The organism is Paraburkholderia antibiotica, from assembly GCF_012927125.1.
Classification (GTDB): Bacteria; Pseudomonadota; Gammaproteobacteria; order Burkholderiales; family Burkholderiaceae; genus Paraburkholderia; species Paraburkholderia antibiotica.
Map to the genome: position 1 here is coordinate 80,975 of NZ_JABBFZ010000012.1, position 18,001 is coordinate 98,975.

The 18,001-nt window shown below is 65.9% G+C and carries 11 protein-coding genes; 7 read left to right on the forward strand and 4 right to left on the reverse strand.

Features of this window, described 5'->3' with window-relative positions; genetic code table 11:
* Window positions 1–70 precede the first annotated feature (70 nt).
* The 4 genes from HHL14_RS19595 to HHL14_RS19610 all read left to right on the forward strand — a co-directional run bounded on the left by HHL14_RS19595 (window position 71) and on the right by HHL14_RS19610 (window position 6,365).
* A complete protein-coding gene (locus HHL14_RS19595; RefSeq protein WP_169499278.1) occupies window positions 71–451 on the forward strand; it encodes an MliC family protein in 381 nt (126 codons plus the stop codon).
* A gap of 385 nt (window positions 452–836) precedes the next feature.
* Window positions 837–2,489 (forward strand): acetolactate synthase large subunit, encoded by a 1,653-nt coding sequence (locus HHL14_RS19600; protein ID WP_169499279.1) that lies wholly within the window; start codon window positions 837–839, stop codon window positions 2,487–2,489.
* 195 nt (window positions 2,490–2,684) lie between these two features.
* Window positions 2,685–4,121: an aldehyde dehydrogenase family protein gene (locus HHL14_RS19605; protein ID WP_169499280.1), complete on the forward strand. Its 1,437-nt coding sequence runs from the start codon at window positions 2,685–2,687 to the stop codon at window positions 4,119–4,121.
* 774 nt (window positions 4,122–4,895) lie between these two features.
* Window positions 4,896–6,365 (forward strand): DEAD/DEAH box helicase, encoded by a 1,470-nt coding sequence (locus HHL14_RS19610; protein WP_169499281.1) that lies wholly within the window; start codon window positions 4,896–4,898, stop codon window positions 6,363–6,365.
* Between the two features lie 146 nt (window positions 6,366–6,511).
* Here HHL14_RS19610 and gluQRS read toward each other — a convergent pair whose 3' ends face one another.
* Window positions 6,512–7,402: a tRNA glutamyl-Q(34) synthetase GluQRS gene (gene gluQRS, locus HHL14_RS19615; protein WP_169499282.1), complete on the reverse strand. Its 891-nt coding sequence runs from the start codon at window positions 7,400–7,402 to the stop codon at window positions 6,512–6,514.
* A gap of 99 nt (window positions 7,403–7,501) precedes the next feature.
* Window positions 7,502–8,365 (reverse strand): sulfurtransferase, encoded by an 864-nt coding sequence (locus tag HHL14_RS19620; protein ID WP_169499283.1) that lies wholly within the window; start codon window positions 8,363–8,365, stop codon window positions 7,502–7,504.
* A gap of 461 nt (window positions 8,366–8,826) precedes the next feature.
* On the opposite strand from HHL14_RS19620, the gene dnaE reads away from it, so the two are divergent.
* Complete coding sequence (gene dnaE / locus HHL14_RS19625; RefSeq protein ID WP_169499284.1) at window positions 8,827–12,402, forward strand: DNA polymerase III subunit alpha; 3,576 nt, start codon at window positions 8,827–8,829, stop codon at window positions 12,400–12,402.
* Window positions 12,403–12,511: 109 nt separating this feature from the next.
* Here the strand turns inward: dnaE and HHL14_RS19630 are convergent, their stop codons facing one another.
* On the reverse strand, window positions 12,512–13,273 hold the full coding sequence (locus tag HHL14_RS19630) for a glycosyltransferase family 2 protein (protein WP_169499285.1): 762 nt from the start codon (window positions 13,271–13,273) through the stop codon (window positions 12,512–12,514).
* A 381-nt stretch (window positions 13,274–13,654) separates the two neighbouring features.
* Here HHL14_RS19630 and msbA point away from each other — a divergent pair, with 381 nt between their 5' ends.
* Both msbA and HHL14_RS19640 read left to right on the forward strand, forming a co-directional pair.
* A complete protein-coding gene (gene msbA / locus HHL14_RS19635; protein ID WP_169499286.1) occupies window positions 13,655–15,448 on the forward strand; it encodes a lipid A export permease/ATP-binding protein MsbA in 1,794 nt (597 codons plus the stop codon).
* Window positions 15,449–15,639: 191 nt separating this feature from the next.
* Window positions 15,640–16,686: a glycosyltransferase family 2 protein gene (locus HHL14_RS19640; RefSeq protein WP_169499287.1), complete on the forward strand. Its 1,047-nt coding sequence runs from the start codon at window positions 15,640–15,642 to the stop codon at window positions 16,684–16,686.
* A gap of 141 nt (window positions 16,687–16,827) precedes the next feature.
* Here HHL14_RS19640 and HHL14_RS19645 read toward each other — a convergent pair whose 3' ends face one another.
* Window positions 16,828–17,886: a glycosyltransferase family 2 protein gene (locus HHL14_RS19645; protein ID WP_407945292.1), complete on the reverse strand. Its 1,059-nt coding sequence runs from the start codon at window positions 17,884–17,886 to the stop codon at window positions 16,828–16,830.
* Window positions 17,887–18,001 lie beyond the last annotated feature (115 nt).

Here is an 18,001-nt window from a genome sequence, read left to right on the forward strand (position 1 = left end):
GCTGCCTTTGAGCGGCGGGGCGTCCGCTGCCGCCTGATCGTGCATGATTCCGCAACAATCGAGGTATTGAATGAAGACTTCGCGTATTGCAGCTCTGTTGGTGACGATGGCCGCGGGTGGCGCGGCGTTATCGTGCGGCGGCGCCTCGGCCGCGCCGCTGCAGTTCCGGCAGATCGAAGGCAAGCATCATCAGACGCACAAATACACCTGCTCGACCGGCCGGATCGTGCAGGTCACCTACTGGGACGCGCAGAACGGCCAGAGCTTCGCGGTGCTGCCGGTGAAGGGCACGCCGATGCTGTTCGTCAACACCGAGTCGGCGTCCGGTGCGAAGTACCAGGCCGGCAGCTATACGTGGTGGACCAAGGGACCGCGCGCCAATCTGTACGATATGACAGCCGGCAAGAATGCGCCGCCATTGCTGTCCGATTGCGTGACCGTGATCCGCTGATCGCCTGATCCGCGCGACATGCAATCGACCCGGCGGCTTCGTCTTGCGTTGCCGCCGACCGTTTCCTTTCGCATGCCTTCCGTGCAGTTGCTGCACGCTTGCCGCACGTTTTCCGCCGTGCCGTATCCGCCGTTTCTTCCCGCTTCCTGTCCATCGCGCGGCCTTGTCCGCCTGCGCGCAGCGTTTCTGTTCGAGTAGTAAGCTGTCCGGCATGGTGTTTTCGTCATGCCGCGCGTGCTTCGTGCGCTTCGTCTGATCGGCTGTTGCGCGCGTGGCCGTCGTTGTCGTCTTCGATTGTCCGTTTCCGGATCCTATGGGTGAAGAAGGGGTTCATGCAGCGTCCCGAATCCGTCGCCCGTCCCCGTGTCATCAAGCGAGACCCTCAATGAAAGCATCGGACCTGTTCGTCAAATCGCTGGAAGCCGAAGGTGTCGAGTACGTGTTCGGCATCCCCGGCGAAGAAAATCTCGATCTGCTCGAATCGCTGCGCCGCTCGAAAATCCGTCTGATCCTCACGCGCCACGAACAGGCGGCCGGTTTCATGGCCGCCACCTACGGGCGCCTCACCGGCCGCACCGGCGTGTGTCTGTCGACGCTCGGCCCCGGCGCGACCAACTTCGTGACCGCCGCGGCCTACGCGCAGCTCGGCGGCATGCCGATGCTGATGGTCACCGGCCAGAAGCCGATCAAGTCGAGCAAGCAGGGCCACTTCCAGATTGTCGACGTGGTGCGGATGATGGAGCCGCTCACCAAGTACACGCGGCAGATCGTATCGATCGGCAACATTCCGGCGATGGTGCGCGAGGCGGTGCGGCGCGCCGAGGAAGAGCGGCCGGGCGCCACGCATCTGGAGTTGCCCGAAGACGTCGCGCACGAAGAGGGCGACGGCAAGCCGATTCCGAAAAGCTATAGCCGGCGTCCGGTCGCCGAAGAAAAGGCGGTCGCGCGCGCGGTCGAGGCGATCACCGCCGCGAAGCATCCGCTCCTGATGATCGGTGCGGGCGGCAACCGCAAGACCACCACGAAGATGCTGCGCGAGTTCGTCGACCAGATCGGCATTCCGTTTTTCACCACGCAGATGGGCAAGGGCGTGATCGACGAATCGCATCCGATGTGGCTCGGCAACGCGACGCTCTCCGACGGCGACTTCGTGCATCGCGCGATCGAGCACGCGGACTGCATCATCAACGTTGGCCACGACGTGATCGAGAAGCCGCCGTTCTTCATGCGTAGCGGCGAGGCGGGCGAGAAGACCGTGATCCACGTGAACTTTCTCGGCGCCGAAGTCGATCCGGTGTATTTCCCGCAGATCGAGGTGGTCGGCGATATCGCGAACGCGGTGTGGCAGCTGAAGGAGAGCCTGAAGCAACGTCAGGAGCATTGGGACTTCACGCGCTTCAAGGAGATCAAGGAACACTTCGAGGCGCATCTGGTGAAGGGCCAGCACGACGACCGCTTCCCGATGTATCCGGTGCGGATCGTCAACGACGTGTACGAGACCACGCCGGTCGACGGCATCGTGTGTCTGGACAACGGCATGTACAAGATCTGGTTCGCGCGCTACTACCGCGCGCACGAGCCGAATTCGCTGCTGCTCGACAACGCGCTGGCGTCGATGGGCGCGGGGCTGCCGTCGGCGATCGCGAGCAAGATCGTGCATCCGGAGCGCAAGGTGATTGCGGTGTGCGGCGACGGCGGCTTCATGATGAACTCGCAGGAGCTCGAAACGGCGGTGCGGCTGAAGCTCGATCTGGTGATCCTGATCCTGCGCGACGACGCGTTCGGGATGATCCGCTGGAAGCAGGAGAACATGAATTTTCCCGACTACGGGATGACGCTCAGCAATCCGGATTTCGTCGCGTATGCGCAGAGCTACGGCGCAAAAGGACATCGGATCGAAGCCGCCGACCAGTTCGCGCCGCTGCTGCGCGAATGCTTCGCGACGCCCGGCGTGCACGTGATCGATGTGCCGATCGACTATTCGGACAACGAGCGGGTGCTTAATCGCGAGATCAAGCGGCTGTCGGCGCAGTTGTGAATCGGCTCGCGAGCGCGCTTGTAAATGCCGCTGTGAGTGAACCCGTGAGCCCGGCTCAACGCATCTAACGGCGCGGCATGGCCGTTGCTGGCCATCCCGCGTTTCAACGCCAGCCGGCGCGGCCCGTCGCGAAGCACGCGCGGCCGCCGCGTCGGGCGGCGAGTCTCTTGAATGCATCGGAAAGGAGAGCGCGTCATGTTGCAGAAGACCTACCCGTACTACCTCGCCAACGAGCCGGTAGCGGCCAACACCGATCTCGAAGTCACCGACAAATTCAGCGGCGAGGTCGCGACCCGCGTCGCGATGGCCGACGCCGCCGCGATCGACAAAGCGATCGGCCACGCGGTCGACGCGATGCCCGCAATGCGCGCGTATCCGCCGTTCAAGCGCCAGGCGGTGCTCGAACACTGCGTGAAGCGTTTTCGCGAGCGCTACGACGAACTCGCGCTCGCGCTGTGCATCGAGGCGGGCAAGCCGATCAACGACTCGAAGGGCGAGGTCACGCGGCTGATCGATACGTTCAAGGTGGCCGCCGAGGAGAGCGTGCGGATCGACGGCGAGATCATCAATCTGCAGATTTCGCCGCGCGCGAACGGCTATCACGGTTACGTGAAGCGCGTGCCGATCGGGCCGTGCTCGTTCATCTCGCCGTTCAATTTCCCGTTGAACCTGACCGCGCACAAGGTCGCGCCGGCGATCGCCGCGGGCGTGCCGTTCGTGCTGAAGCCGGCGAGCCGCACGCCGGTCGGCGCGCTGATCATGGGCGAGATTCTCGCGGAAACCGATCTGCCGAAGGGCGCGTTCTCGATCCTGCCCGCGCATCGCGACGGCGCCGATCTGTTCACCACCGACGAGCGCTTCAAGCTGCTGTCGTTCACCGGTTCGCCGGTGGTCGGCTGGGACCTGAAGAGCCGGGCCGGCAAGAAGAAGGTGATTCTGGAGCTGGGCGGCAACGCGGCGGCGATCGTCGATGGCGATCAGGCGGCCAAGCTCGATTACGTGGTCGACCGGCTCGCGTTCGGTGCGTTCTATCAGTCCGGGCAGAGCTGTATCGGCGTGCAGCGGATTCTCGCGCACGCGAGCGTCTACGACGCGTTGCGCGAGAAACTGATCGCGAAGACCAAGTCGCTGGTGATGGGCGACCCGAAGAACGAGAAGACTTTCGTCGGGCCGATGATCTCCGAATCGGAGGCGAAGCGGCTGGCCGGCTGGATGGACGGCGCGGTGCAGGCGGGCGCGAAGATCATCGCGGGCGGCAAGGTCGACGGCGCGATGTTCGAGGCGACGCTGCTCGAAGGCGTGAAGCACGATACCGATCTGTATCGCAAGGAGGCGTTCGGGCCGGTCGCGGTGCTCGAGCGCTTCGACGACTTCGAGGCGGCGCTCGCGCAGGTCAACGACAGCGACTTCGGCCTGCAGGCCGGCGTGTTCACCGATTCGCTCGCGCATGCGCATCGTGCGTGGGATGCGCTGGAAGTGGGCGGGGTGGTGATCAACGATGTGCCGTCGTTTCGCGTCGACAACATGCCGTATGGCGGCGTAAAGGACTCGGGACTCGGCCGCGAGGGCGTGCGTTACGCGATCGAGGATATGACCGAGACGCGGCTGATGGTGATGCGGGAGACGTGGTGAGGTGATTTGCCGTGGGGGGGGGCGGTGGGGGATGGGGGGCCGTTGCGCTGGTCAGGAGACGGGTTCCGCTTCCTGCCCGCTGTCTCCGGTTGTTGCTTGTCTCCCGTTCGCCGCCTGCCGAAGCGCCGAAGCGCCGAAGTGCCGAAGTGCCGAAGTGCCGAAGTGCCGAAGTGCCGAAGTGCCGAAGCGCCGAAGTGCCGAAGCGCCGAAGTGCCGAAGCGCCGAAGCGCCGAAGCGCCGAAGCGCCGAAGCGCCGAAGCGCCGAAGTGCCGAAGTGCCGAAGCGCCGAAGCGCCGAAGTGCCGAAGTGCCGAAGTGCCGAAGTGCCGAAGTGCGGCTGTCATGCCACTGTCGTCTGCCGCCACTACGCTGCGAGCGAAGCGGGCTCGCGCGTTGCGGCGGTGGCCGGCCGGGCGGTGAGTGCTATGCCGGGCCGAAGAGATCTGGCAGCTAGCGCCGCCCCGGATCAGGCCCCGAGGCAATGGCGGTGACGGGACGCCGGCGCGCTGACCCCGCTGCGGCGTCGGCGGCTCCTCCCGGCCACAGGGCGTCCCGGCCCGCGCGCCGCCGGCCGGCCGTCACGAGCGTTCTTGCTGAAGTGCTACAATACCGGCCTTTCGGCGGGAGTTTCCGCCAGCCGGAGCCGGCCGCATTATCCGAACTCAGACGGGTCTCGCGCGGAACGACGTGGCTCCGCCTTCATCCTGATGCCCTCCGCGGGTCCCCACCGCGGCCGCGCGCATCCGCGCCACGCGCCTTTTTAGCGAAAGCCACCATGTCCGACACAGCCGTCACGCCCAGCACTGCGACTTTTGATCAATTCGGTCTCGCGCCAGACATCCTGAAAGCCATCAAGGAATCGGGTTACACGACGCCCACGCCGATCCAGGCGAAGGCGATTCCCGTCGTGCTGTCGGGCCGTGACGTGATGGGCGCCGCGCAGACCGGCACCGGCAAGACCGCGAGCTTCTCGCTGCCGATCATCCAGCGTCTGCTGCCGCAGGCCAGTACCAGTGCGTCGCCGGCACGCCATCCGGTGCGCGCGCTGATTCTCACGCCGACCCGCGAACTCGCCGACCAGGTCGCCGCGAACGTGCAGGCTTACGCAAAGCATACGGCGCTGCGCAGCGCGGTCGTGTTCGGCGGCGTCGATATGAATCCGCAGTCCGAGCAACTGCGCCGCGGCGTCGAAATCCTGATCGCGACGCCGGGCCGTCTGCTCGACCACGTGCAGCAGAAAACCGCGAACCTCGGTCAGGTGCAGATGCTGGTGCTCGACGAAGCCGACCGCATGCTCGACATGGGCTTCCTGCCGGACCTGCAGCGCATCCTGAACCTGCTGCCGAAGGAGCGTCAGACGCTGCTGTTCTCGGCGACATTCTCCGGCGAAATCAAGAAGCTTGCCGCGACCTATCTGCGCGACCCGCAGACCATCGAAGTCGCGCGCAGCAATTCGACCGCGACTAACGTCACGCAAATCGTCTACGAGGTCGCCGAGGGCGACAAGACCGGCGCGGTCGTGAAGCTGATCCGCGAGCGCGGCCTGAAGCAGGTGATCGTGTTCTGCAACAGCAAGATCGGCGCGAGCCGGCTTGCGCGCTCGCTCGAACGCGATGGCGTGGTCGCGACCGCGATTCACGGCGACCGCTCGCAGAGCGAGCGCATGCAGGCGCTCGACGCTTTCAAGCGCGGCGAAGTCGAAGCGCTCGTCGCGACCGACGTCGCCGCGCGCGGTCTCGATATCGCCGAACTGCCGGCGGTGATCAACTTCGATCTGCCGTTCAACGCCGAAGACTACGTGCACCGGATCGGCCGTACGGGCCGCGCGGGTGCATCGGGCGATGCGCTGTCGCTGTGCAGCCCGAACGAGCGCAAGCAGCTGGCCGACATCGAGAAGCTGATCAAGCGTCCGCTCGACCTGCAGCGCCTGACCGTCGATGCGCCGGTGCGCCATCATCACGAGGATCGCCCGCTGCGTCGTGAACGCAGCGAAGCGCGCGACGAGCGCAGCCGCCGCCGCACGGGCGGCGCGTCGGGTTCGTACGACCGGCCGCATCATCACCGCGCGCAGCCGGTCGACGATTTCTTCCTGAAGCCGTACGAGCCGTCGCCGGCTTCGGTGCGCAAGATCGAGGAAACGGCGGCGTCGAATGGCGGCGCGCCGCAGAAGCCGGCGCCGAAGCGGCAACTGGCGGCGTTGCTGGGTGGTTTGGGCATGCCGAGGAAGACGCCGTCGTCGTCGTAAGACGGCGGACAGGCCTGAAACTCAGCGTTTCGAGGCCTGCTTGTGGGGTTCGAGGTGCAAGGCCTCGAACGAGTTTCGCAGGTCCCGCCGCGCGGCGGGCTTGATGCCCGACATGCCCGACGCTCAACCAACCCCGCCGCCGCGCATTACACCGATGCGCGAATATTCATCCGTTTCGCCCAGGCCGCGGTCGCGGCGCTGTAGAACTGTTCCAGCGTCCTGGTCGGCTCGCTGCCGAGATCCAGTCCCAGATGCGTGGCCGCTGCGCGTAGCGCGTCGAGCGGCCTGTCGCTGTCGAGCGCGGTCGCGCCGTTCTGCTTGCTCAGCTTTTCGCCGTGTTCGTTCGTGACGACCGGCACATGCAGATACGCGGGCGTCGCGACGCCCAGACAGCGCTGCAGATAAATCTGCCGCGCGGTCGAATCCATCAGATCCGCGCCCCGCACGATGTGCGTGATGCCCGCGTCCGCGTCGTCCACCACCACCGCCAGTTGATACGCCCATTGATCGTCCGCGCGACGCAGCACGAAGTCGCCGACTTCGGTGGCGAGGTTCTGGGTTTGCGGACCTTGCCAGCGGTCGTCGAAGATGATCGCGGCGGCGTCGCCGTCGGGCACCCGCAGGCGCCACGCGCGCTCCGGTTTGCCGTGCAGGCCGTCGCGGCACGTGCCGGGATAGGCGAGCGTGGTGTTGCGCGCGTGCGCGTGCAGCAGCGAATCGGCGATTTCCTTACGCGTGCAGCCGCACGGATAGACGAAACCGGCCGACTTCAGGTCGGCGAGCGCCTGTTGATAGCGCGCGGTGAGCTGGCTTTGCCAGAGCGGCGTTTCGTCGGCGTGCATGCCGAAGCATTCGAGCGTCGCGAGGATCGCTTCGGCGGCACCGCGCACGGTGCGCGGTCCGTCGATGTCTTCGATACGCACGAGCCACGCACCCCGATGCGCGCGCGCGTCCAGCCAGCTGGCGAGCGCGCTGACCAGCGAGCCGAAATGCAGCGGGCCGGTCGGCGATGGCGCGAAGCGTCCGCGATAGGTCATGGTTCGAGGCTGAGGGCCGCGGTGCGCATGCCGCTTGCCGCTATGGCGATTTGCATTGCCGCGCGCGCCGGCGTCCGCATGGCTTGCGTGTTGGCGTTGTCAGGCGGCGCAGGCCGTCTTGCTGTCCGGATGACACGCCGGACACGTCTTGCCCGCCACGTACAGCGGCGATTGCTGCTGCTCGGGCGTGACGACCGCGCGGCAGCCGAAGCATTGCGCGGTCGCGGTCGGTTCGAGTTGCGGGTTCAGCGCGGTGCGATAGTCGAACACGAAGCAGTCGCCGTGATAATGCGCGCCGCCGACTTCCTCGAAATACTTCAGGATGCCGCCTTCGAGCTGGTAGACATTTTCGATGCCGACGTCCTTCATATGGATCGCGGCCTTCTCGCAGCGGATGCCGCCGGTGCAGAACGACACGACCGTCTTGCCTTCGAGGTCGGCGCGATTGTTCTCGATTACGGCCGGAAACTCGCTGAATTTCGTAATGCGATAGTCGAGCGCGTTGTCGAACGTGCCGACGTCGACTTCGAACGCGTTGCGGGTGTCGAGCATCACGACGGGACGGCCCGCGTCGTCGTGACCGCGGTCGAGCCAGCTTTTCAGCGTGGGTGCGTCGACGAACGGTGCGCGGCCGAGTTCGGGGCGAATGGCCGGCTTTTTCATCGTGATGATTTCGCGCTTGAGCTTGACCAGCATGCGCGTGAACGGCTGCGACTCCGACAGGCTTTCCTTGAATTGCAGCGTTGCGAACTTGCCCTCGAACAGCGGATCGTGGCGGATGTAGTGAATGAACGCGTCGGTGTTCTCGCGCGTGCCGGCGACGAACAGGTTGATGCCTTCCGGCGCGAGCAGCACGGTGCCGCGCAGCTCGAGCGCGTTGCAGCGCTCGGTGACGAGCGGGCGCCAGGCGGCGGTGTCTTCGATGGTCGCGAAGTGATACGCGGAGAGATTGACGATACGCATGTGTGTTTAGCGGTAAAGATGGCCGGCGTGGCGAGGGACGGGGCGGCGGGCGGCGTGTCGTGCCGCGGGGCTTGCGTCGCCGCGTGGTCCACCTCGGGGGCCGTGGTTCGGCGCGTTGCCGGCCACGTCGGATCAGGCGAAACCGCTATTATCCCTCAACCCGGCGGTTTGCCCGAGTCGGCCGGATGGCTAATGGGTTGCGCTAGCGCAAAGACGGGTGTTGATGCGCGCTGCGAACGTGGGCGTTGGGTCGCCGTTGGCGCAAGGCTTGCAGCGCTGTGTCGGGCTGGGCGATGTCATTTGAGATGCCGAAACCGTTGCCGCAAACGTGGCCCGGACGGCGTCGCCATGTCGCACAAGCGCCGCTGCTCGTCGCCGTCGCGGTGCCCTCGCCAACCCCGTCCTGGCCGGATGGCCAACGCGCCGCTTCGACCTGAAATCCGGGGGAGGGTGGGGTTACAATGTCGCCCATGTCAGATCCCCGCTTCGTTCATCTCCGCGTTCACTCCGAATTCTCGATTGCCGACGGCATCGTGCGTCTCGACGACATCGTCGCGGCGGCGGCCAAAGACGGTCAGGGCGCGCTCGCGCTCACCGACCTCGGCAACGCCTTCGGCCTCGTCCGTTTCTACCAGGAAGCGCGTGGCAATGGGGTCAAACCCATTGCCGGCTGCGACGTCTGGATCACCAATCCGGACGATCGCGACAAGCCTTCCCGTCTGCTGCTGCTGGTCAAGGACCGGCACGGTTATCTGAATCTCTGCGAGCTGCTCAGCAAGGCGTCGCTGACCAACCAGTATCGCGGCCGCGCGGAAGTCGAAGCCGGCTGGCTCGAGTCCGGTCTGGGCGAAGGGCTGCTCGCGCTGTCGGGCGCGCAGCAGGGCGACATCGGTCTCGCGCTCGCCGCCGGCAACGAAGAGGCGGCGAAGCGCAACGCGCAGCATTGGGCGAAGGTGTTCCCGGGCGGCTTCTATATCGAGTTGCAGCGCTGCGGCCAGCCGGGCGGCGAGCAGTACGTGCAGCAGGCGGTCGCGCTCGCGGCGGCGCTGAAACTGCCGGTCGTCGCGACGCACCCCATGCAGTTCATGACGCCGGACGACTTCACCGCGCACGAAGCGCGTGTGTGTATTTCCGAAGGCGACATTCTCGCCAATCCGCGTCGCCAGAAGCGTTTTACCTCAGAGCAGTATTTCCGTTCGCAGGAGGAGATGGCCGCGCTGTTCGCGGACATTCCGTCGGCGCTCGCCAACACCGTGCAGATCGCGAAGCGCTGCAATCTGACGCTCGAACTCGGCAAGCCGAAGCTGCCGCTCTTTCCGACGCCCGACGGCATGTCGCTCGACGACTACCTCGTGCAGCTGTCGAAAGAGGGTCTCGAAAAGCGCCTCGAACAGCTCTATCCGGATGAGGCCGAACGCAGCGCGCAGCGCGCGACCTATTACGAGCGGCTCGAATTCGAGTGCGGCACGATCATCAAGATGGGCTTCCCGGGCTACTTCCTGATCGTCGCGGACTTTATCAACTGGGCGAAGAACAACGGCGTGCCGGTCGGGCCGGGGCGGGGTTCGGGCGCGGGTTCGCTGGTTGCGTACGCGCTCGGCGTGACCGATCTCGATCCGCTGCGCTACAACCTGCTGTTCGAGCGTTTCCTGAATCCTGAGCGGGTCTCGATGCCCGACTTCGACATCGACTTCTGCCAGCACGGGCGCGATCGCGTGATCCAGTACGTGAAGGAGAAGTACGGTGCGGACGCGGTGTCGCAGATCGCCACCTTCGGCACGATGGCGGCGAAGGCGGCGGTGCGCGACATTGGCCGCGTGCTCGATCTCGGCTACATGTTCACGGACGGTATCGCGAAGCTGATCCCGTTCAAGCCGGGCAAGCACGTGACGATCGCCGACGCGATGAAGGAAGAGCCGCTCTTGCAGGAGCGCTTCGACAACGAAGACGAAGTGCACCAGTTGCTCGAACTCGCGCAGCGCGTCGAAGGCTTGACGCGTAACGTCGGCATGCACGCGGGCGGCGTGCTGATCGCGCCCGGCAAGCTGACCGATTTCTGCCCGCTGTACACGCAGGGCGACGAAAGCGGTGTCGTCAGCCAGTACGACAAGGACGACGTCGAAGCGGTCGGCCTCGTCAAGTTCGACTTTCTGGGCCTGACCACGCTGACCATTCTGGATTGGGCCGAGCGCTACATCCGCCGTCTCGATCCGTCGAAGCAGGACTGGTCGCTGGCCCAGGTGCCGCTCGACGACCAGGCGTCGTTCTCGATCCTGAAGAAAGCGAACACGGTCGCCGTGTTCCAGCTGGAAAGCCGCGGCATGCAGGGCATGCTGAAGGACGCGCAGCCCGACCGCTTCGAGGACATCATCGCGCTCGTCGCGTTGTACCGTCCGGGCCCGATGGACCTGATCCCGAGCTTCTGCGCGCGTAAGCACGGCCGCGAGGTGGTGGAATATCCGGACCCGCGCGTCGAACCTGTTCTGAAAGAGACCTACGGCATCATGGTCTACCAGGAGCAGGTGATGCAGATGGCGCAGATCATCGGCGGTTATTCGCTCGGTGGCGCCGACCTGCTGCGTCGCGCGATGGGTAAGAAGAAGCCCGAGGAAATGGCCAAGCACCGCGAAATTTTCGCGGAAGGCGCGGCCAAGAACGGTCTCACACGCGAGAAAGCGGACGAGACGTTCGACCTGATGGAGAAGTTCGCGGGCTACGGCTTCAACAAGTCGCACGCGGCCGCGTATGCGCTGCTCGCGTACCACACCGCGTGGCTCAAGGCGCACCATCCGGCCGAATTCATGGCGGCGAATATGTCGCTCGCGATGGACGACACGGACAAGGTCAAGATCCTGTTCGAGGACTGCCTCACGAACAGGATGGCCGTGTTGCCGCCGGACGTGAACCTGTCCGCGTATCGCTTCGAGCCGGTCGCGGAAGCCGACGGCAAGCGCTCGCGCACGATCCGCTACGGTCTGGGCGCGATCAAGGGCAGCGGCCAGAATGCGATCGAAGAAATCCTGCGCGCGCGCGAGGACGGTCCGTTCATCGATATTTTCGATTTCTGCAATCGCGTCGATCGCCGCATCGTCAATCGCCGCACGATCGAGGCCCTGATCCGCGCCGGTGCGTTCGATTCGCTGCATGCGAACCGCGCGCAACTGATCGCCTCGGTGTCGCTCGCGATGGAAGCGGCCGAGCAGGCAGCGGCCAATGCGTTGCAGGCGGGGCTGTTCGACATGGGCGATGCGCCGTCGCAGGGCCACGAGCTCATCGACGAGGCGGAGTGGCCGGAAAAGCGCAAGCTCCAGGAAGAGAAGGCCGCACTCGGCTTCTACCTGTCGGGCCACCTGTTCGACGCATACAAGGACGAAGTGCGCCGCTTCGTGCGCCAGAAGATCGGTGAACTGAAAGAAGGGCGCGACAAGCTGGTCGCGGGCGTGATCGTGTCGCTGCGCACGCAGATGACCCAGCGCGGCAAGATGCTGATCGCGCTGCTCGACGACGGCAGCGGCCAGTGCGAAGTGACGGTCTTCAACGAGGTCTTCGAAGAGCATAAGCAGCTGTTCAAGGAAGACGAACTGCTGGTGGTGCAGGGCCAGGCGCGTAACGACGCATTTACGGGCGGCATCCGCTTCACCGTCGAGACGGTGATGGACCTCGGCCGCGCGCGTTGCCGTTACGCGGATTCGGTCAAGGTGCAGATGAACGGCAATGCGGATGCGTCGGCGTTGCGGCGTGTGCTCGAAGCGCACGGCGCGGGCAAGAACGAGCCGGCCGCGGCGCCGGCTCCCGCTCCGGCGGCGTCCGGACGTGGTAATGGCGGCAATGGTGGCGGGCGCGGCGGCTTCGGCGGCGACCGGCAGCGTCAGCCGGTGCAGATTCCGAACGGGCTCGCGGTGCAGGTCGTATATCGCAGCGAAAACGCGCAAGGCGAAATGCGTCTTGGCGACGCCTGGCGCGTGAAGCCGACCGACGAACTGCTCGCCGCGTTGCGTGGCGAGTTCGCGGGCAGCTCGATTGAGATCGTCTATTGATGCACAGTTGTGCCCGCGCGGTCTCGTGCGGGCACAACGCTGTTAGCCGGTGGCGTGTCTGGGCGACCAGCCGGTCAGCCCGCCAACCGTTCTTCCTTCATCCCGTCGCCTACCGGCCGCCGGTTTTCTCCAGCCGCGAGAGCTTCAGAAACCGGTAGTACACCGTCTCTGCGTTGAACAGCGCGATCATCAGGCCGGCGCGGCCGTCCAGAAAGCCGCGTCGCAGCAGGTAGGTTCGCACGAACGCCCACAGGCCGCGCCCGAGCGCGAGTCGAATGCTGCCTTTCTGACCGGCTTCGTAGCGTTGCCGCGCGCCGGCGGTCGAATAGGCGTCGAGTTTACGCAGTACGCCCTCGTAGTCCTCGTACGAGTAGTGCATCAGTTTGCCGCTCAGGCGCTGGGCGGGCGTGTCGAACACGAGCCGTTCGTGCACGAGGTCGGTGGAGAAGCGCGCGGTGCCGCGCTTGAACAGGCGCGGAATCCAGTCCGGATACCAGCCGCTGTGATGCACCCACTGGCCGCAGAAGCTCGACAGACGATCCACCGCGTAGACCTCGGCGGTGGGGGCGGCGATGGTGGCGCGGATCGATGTGGCGAGTTCCGGCGTGACGATTTCGTCGGCGTCGAGCGACAGGATCCAGTCCGTCGTCAGCGCATCGACTGCGCGGTTCTTTTGCGGGCCGAAGCCCGGCCAGTCCGTCTGTTCGATGACGCGGGCGCCGTGCGCGCGGGCGATGTCGGCGGTGCCGTCGGTGCTGCCGCCGTCGATCACGACGATCTGATCGGCGAAGGCCACGGCCTGCAGGCATTCGGCCAGTCGCACCGCCGCGTTGCGGGTGATCAGGGCGACGCCAAGAGTGGTTTTTTGCATACCTGGTAGCGTGGAGGACGAAGACGGAGCGGATTACGCGAGCCGGACCCGGTGCGCCCGGGCACGTTGGTTCAATAAGCGTGGTTGGCGCGGCTGAATTTGCGCTTGGCGCAGCGCAAAACGCGTTGCGTCGGCATTCCTGTGGCATGACCGCGCCAGCCGTCCGGCGAGCAGCGCATGCCCGCCCGCGGGCAGCGAGGAGTATACACAGCCCATCCGGCCCTACACTAGCGTACCGATCCGCCAGGTGTTCCGCGCATTCCGTCAGGCGCGCCGTCCCGGCCGTCATCATCAACCGATTACAATGCTCATTTTTAATATTTCACGCGGCGGCCAGGCCGTGCGCCGCGTGTTCGCCGTTCCGCATTTCCAGAGGATTCCTTGAGCGCGAAGCCAACCTTAAGCAAACCCATCGGGACAGGCGATGCGTCGTCGCCGGCCGTCGTCCTGCGCCGCCTGTGGCCGTTCATCAAGCCGCTGCTGTGGGTCGTATGCGGCGCGATCGTCGCGATGGCGGTGAGCGCCGGCACCGACGCCGCCATTCCCGCGCTGCTCAAGCCGCTGCTCGACAAGGGCTTCGGCTCGCATGCGATCGACAAGACCAAGTGGCTCGTGCCGATCGCGGTGATCGGCCTCGCGCTGGTGCGCGGCGTGTCGCAATACGCGTCCGGCTACCTCCTCGCGTACGTGTCGAACAAGATCCTGCTTGAGCTGCGCCTGAAGATGTTCGACCGGATGATCCACACGAGCGTCGCGTTTTTCCAGCGTGAAACCGCGAGCACGGTGATCAACGCGATCGTCTTCGAGGTCAACCAGATCCTGAACGTGCTGCTGAGCGTGATGGTCACGCTGGTGCGCGATTCGCTGACGGTGATCTTCCTGCTCGGCTACCTGTTCTATCTGAACTGGCGCCTGACGTTGATCGTCGCGGTGCTGCTGCCGGGCATCGGCTGGCTGGTCGGCAAGATCAACCGCCGGCTGCGGCGCCTGAACCGCGAGCATCAGCTGCTGACCAACGAGCTGTCGTACATCGTCGAGGAGACGGTGGGCGGCTACAAGGTCGTCAAGGTGCACAACGGCGAGCAGTACGAGATGGACCGCTTTACCGCGATGAGCCGGCTTCTGCGCGGCTACGCGATGCGCATGACGGTGTCGGGCGGCCTCGCGCAGCCGTTGACGCAGTTCCTCGCGTCGATCGCGCTCGCGGTCGTGATCACGATCGCGGTGGTGCAGTCGTCGTCGGATCAGACGACGGTCGGCGGCTTTGTCGCGTTCGTCACGTCGATGCTGCTGATCATCTCGCCGCTCAAGCATCTGATGGACGTGAACCAGCCGCTGCAGCGCGGCATGACCGCGGCCGAGCTGATCTTCGGCCTGATCGACGAGCCGGCCGAGCCGGCAGGCGGCGGCAAGCCGCTCGAGCGTGCGCGCGGCGAAGTCGAGTTCCGCGACGTGTCGTTCAACTACGGCACCAACTCGACGCACAACCGTCACACGCTCGATCAGGTGTCGTTCAAGGTGGCGCCGGGCGAAATGGTGGCGCTCGCCGGCCCGTCGGGCAGCGGCAAGACCACGCTCGTGAACCTGCTGCCGCGCTTTTTCGATCCGACCGGCGGCGCGATCCTGGTCGACGGCGTCGCGCTGCCGGAATACGACCTGCACGCGTTGCGCAGCCAGATCGCGATGGTGAGCCAGGACGTCGTGCTGTTCAACGACACGGTCGCGCACAACGTCGCGTACGGTCAGCCGGCCGATCCGGAGAAGGTCAAGGCGGCGCTGCGCGCGGCCAACCTGTGGGACACCGTGCAGGCGATGCCGCAGGGCATCGAGACGCTGGTCGGCGACAACGGCATGATGCTGTCGGGCGGCCAGCGCCAGCGTCTGGCAATCGCGCGCGCGATCTACAAGGACGCGCCGATCCTGATTCTCGACGAAGCGACCTCGGCGCTCGATTCCGAGTCCGAGCGCCACGTGCAGGCCGCGCTCGAAACCTTGATGAAGGGCCGCACGACGCTCGTGATCGCGCACCGTCTGTCGACCATCGAGCGGGCCAACCGCATTCTGGTGATGGAAGCGGGGCGGATCGTCGAGCGCGGCAGCCATCGCGAGCTGCTGGCGCAGGACGGGCTGTACGCGCATCTGCATCGGATTCAGTTTCAGCAGACGGCGGCGTAGGCGCGAGCCGACGCAGGACGGTGGCGCGCGCTAGCGCGCCGCCGATTCTCCACAGCCCGTTTCCACCTTCCCTTTTGAGTGTTCCACTATCTGGGATAGTGTTGCGTTTTTATCTCAGTTTGTTGCGCTTTTTGGGCACTCCCCGCATGCTGGCGGGCAATGACAGCCAGCGTAGCGGAAATCGACTACCCATGTTTGACGACGATCCGAGCAAACCGCTCGTCTCCATCGCGCTCGCGACGTACAACGGCCGCACCTATCTCCCCGAGCTGCTCGCTTCGCTCGAAGCGCAAAGCTGGCCGAATCTCGAAGTAGTCGTTTCCGACGACGCCTCCAGCGACGGTACCCCCGAACTGCTCGCCGCCTACGCAGGGCGGGTGCCGGTGCGGCTCGTCGGCGACGGCACGCGTGCCGGCATCGTCGGTAATTTCGAGCGTGCTCTCGCCGGTTGCCGCGGCGAGTATGTTGCGCTCGCCGATCAGGACGACGTCTGGGCGCCCGAAAAAATCACCGATCTGATGCGCGAGCTGCAAAGCGTGGAAAGCGCGCGCGGCAATGCGATGCCGGTGCTCGCGTTCTGCGACATCGAGCTTGTCGATTCGACGCTGTGCTGTCTGTCGCGCTCGCTGTTCGACGTCACCGCCAAGTCGCGTGGCGCGGGGCGTCTGCGCGATTTTCTGCTGAGCAACCACGTGCCCGGCTGCGCGATGCTGGTCAATCGCGCGACGCTCGAACGCGCATTGCCGTTCCCGGCCGGGATCGTGATGCACGACTGGTGGCTTGCGATGGTGGTCGCGTCGTTCGGCGAGATGCGTCACGTCGCGGCGCCGCATCTGAAATATCGGCAGCACGACGGCAACGCGGTCGGCGCGAGCGCGACCAACCAGCGCGAGGCGCGCGACGAATGCGCCGCCGAGGCCGCGCAGCGGCGCGGCGCGAGCCGGCGTCGGCAGATCGACGGGATTGCGGATCAGGTGCGCGTGTTCGCGCAGCGCTTCGGGGCCGAACTGCCTGCCGACGCCCGCGACGACATGCATGCGTTCTCACGCGGCGTCGCGTGCTGGCGCGGCGCGTTCGAGTTCGTGATGATCAGCCATACCGGTGAGTCGTTTATCCGCGCGGTGAAGATGCTGCGGCGCTTGCGCGCGAACGTGCTGAGCTTTGGCGTCGAGACGCGGCGCCCGAGCTTTTCGAGCCGATTGCGGCAGCGGCGGGGCGCGCCGCGGAGTATTTCCTGACGCGGCCGAACGCGTTTCCAGTTTGTTTGCCGAGTGCTTCTCAGGCACTTCCCAGGCACTGCTAACGCGCTTCCAGTTTGCTTCCCAAGCGCTTCCGGGGCGCTTCCCACGCGCTCCCGGGACCCGCCCGGGTCCTTCCCGTCAGCTGCGCTCGCCCCGCACGACCCGCTTGAGCCAGATTCCCGGCGCATACACGGCCGGACAGCTCGCATACAGAAAGATCCGGATGCGCAGCCCCAGCTTCACGCCGCTGCTGCGCATCATCAGCCCGATTCGTTCGCCCGAACTGCCCGCCTCGAACATCGCGTGAATGAACTGCTCGCGTGCGAGCTTCGGCGCCATCGCCGCGCGCATGCGTTCGCCGACGCCGGCGATTTCCGCGTCGCGCTGCAACTGCGCGAGTTCGGCGAGTCCATAGCGATTGCTTTGACGCATCCGCGCGATCAGTTCGTCGACCGACTTGTAGCGGCGTTTGCGTGACAGGCCGCCGCGCCGATAACGCACCAGCGGTTCGCGCAGGCTGATCGCGCCGCCCGACAGGATCGCGCGCAGCACCATGATCTGATCCTCGGCGGCGGCGCCGGGCAGCATCGGTCCGAAGCGTTCGACCATGCGGCGCGACCACGTATGCGCCGCGCCGATCAGCCACGGACGCTGCGCGAGCCAGTCGTCGAAGCTGCGATAGCCGTCGAGTTCGGTCGGGCTCACGCGCTCGTGCACATGGCCCGCTTCGTCCATGTCGGCGAGATCGGTCGCGATCAGGTCGGGGCGGCGGTCGTGCGCGAGCCAGCAGTCGACCACGCGTGCGCAGCGCTCGGGCGCCGACATGTCGTCGCCGGCGGCGACGAACAGCAGCTCGCCGCGCGCGAGTTGCGCGAGTTGCGACAGGTGCGCGCTGATCCCCTGGTTTTCGGTGTTGCGCCGCGCGATCACGCGATGCGGGCCGTCGTAGCCGGCGAGTGCCGTTTCGATCGCGGCAAAGGTGGCGTCGCTGGAGGCGTCGTCGGACACAATGATCTCGAGCGGCTCGTAGGTTTGGGCGAGCGCGCTGCGCACCGCGTCGCCGATCTGCTGCGCCTGGTTGTAGGCGATCACGAGCATCGAGACGAGCGGCCGGTCGGCGGCGGATGTACTGGCTTCGCGAGCCGTGTGAGACGGAGTGGGCGCGTCGGCGGCGACGCGCGGCTGGCTATCGGTCATGGAGTCGGGGCGAGGGCGATTGGGCTAGATTCTAGCCGCTGACGGTGCTGCCGCGCGACGGCGGCGGCTGGGCGCGCAGGCTGGCGCGGCGTATGCCGCCTCGAGTAGCGACACG